This is a genomic window from Nguyenibacter vanlangensis (assembly GCF_013376155.1).
Taxonomy (GTDB): domain Bacteria; phylum Pseudomonadota; class Alphaproteobacteria; order Acetobacterales; family Acetobacteraceae; genus Gluconacetobacter; species Gluconacetobacter vanlangensis.
In genome coordinates this window covers 1-1418 of sequence record NZ_JABXXP010000699.1, presented here as the reverse complement: position 1 = coordinate 1418, position 1418 = coordinate 1, and the positions used below count along the sequence as shown (strand labels likewise).

Genomic DNA, 1418 nt, shown 5'->3' with positions numbered 1-1418 from the left:
CGCGCTCTTCGCGGGCGACTGCCTGCCCTGCCACCGGCTGGACGGCATCGGCCGGGGCACCAAGGGCCCGGACCTGGGCCGACCGATGAACGTCACCGCCTATCTGACCCCGGCCGGCTTCCATGCCCTGGTCCGCGACCCGCGCGCGGTCCGGCACTGGCCCGCCCAGGCCATGGCGGGCTTTCCCCCCGATCTCATCGGCGACGACGGAATCGCCGCCCTATGGGCCTATCTGCAGCTCGTCGCTCCCCGCGCCGCGCCATGACGCGCGCGAAAACGGGGCAGGAATCACGGAAGGGTTTGACCGCATGCCGGACATGATGCCGCGCCGCCTCTGGCAGGATATGAAATCGCGCGAATTCCGCGCGCTGTCGCCGCACACGGTGGCGATCCTGCCGGTGGCGGCCATCGAACAGCACGGGCCGCATCTGCCGGTCTATGTCGATGCCTGCATCAATCGCGGGCTGCTCGACCTGGCGCTGGCGCGCGCGCCGGACCACCTGCCCGTCACCGCCCTGCCCATGCAGGCGGTCGGCAAGAGCGACGAACATATCGCCTATCCCGGCACCCTGACCCTGTCGGCGCAGACCCTGACATCGGTGCTGCTCGACCTGGGCGCCAGCGTGGCCCGCGCCGGCGTGCGCCGCCTGGTGCTGCTGAACTCCCATGGCGGCCAGCCGCAGATCCTCGATATCGTCGCGCGCGAATTGCGGCGGACGCACCAGATGTTCGTCGTCACCGTCGGCTGGGGCCGCTTCGGCGTGCCCGACGGCCTGTTCGACGCCGACGAGCTGCGCTTCGGTATCCATGGCGGCGATGTCGAAACCTCGCTGATGCTCCATCTGCGCCCCGACCTGGTGGACATGGCGCGCGCCGGAAATTTCGTGCCCTGGCCACAGGAAATGGCAAAGGATTTCCGCTGGCTCGAGGCCGAGGGCAGGGTGGGGTTCGGCTGGCACACCCAGGATCTGCACCCCTCCGGCGCCGCCGGAAACGCGGCGAACGCCACGGCGGAAAAGGGCCGCCTGATCGCCGAACGCCAGGTGGCGGGATTCCTGGAATTGCTGGCCGAAATCGCGCGCTATCCGCTCGACCGCATCCGCCCGCCCAGCGACGATCTGGGGATCTAGCGATGAACCATGGCGCGATGAACCATAGCGCGATGAACCAGGCGACGGACCGATTCCTCGCGCTGGTCGGCGACGTGCCGGCCAGCACCGATCCCGCGACGATCCGGCGCAAAAGCCGCGATTTCTACTGGTACAGCCCCATCCTGCGCGAACAGCTCGACGGGCTCCAGGCCGATTGCGTCGTCACCCCGCGCACCGAGCACGATCTGCTGGCCATCGCCCGCGCGGCACGGCAGAGCGGCATCTTCCTGACCGCGCGCGGCGGCGGCACCGGCAATTACGGCCAGG

2 protein-coding genes and 1 pseudogene are annotated in these 1418 nt (G+C 69.6%); all 3 read left to right on the top strand.

Going from position 1 to position 1418, the window contains the following annotated elements; all coding sequences use genetic code 11:
- On the top strand, positions 1–265 hold a 265-nt coding region (locus HUK84_RS18175; RefSeq protein WP_218064453.1), incomplete at its 5' end, for a cytochrome c.
- A gap of 43 nt (positions 266–308) precedes the next feature.
- Entirely contained in the window at positions 309–1130 is an 822-nt protein-coding gene (locus HUK84_RS18170; protein WP_176641492.1) for a creatininase family protein, read from the top strand.
- Positions 1131–1132: 2 nt separating this feature from the next.
- Positions 1133–1418 (top strand): annotated as a pseudogene (locus HUK84_RS18165) (hypothetical protein); the annotation flags it as partial.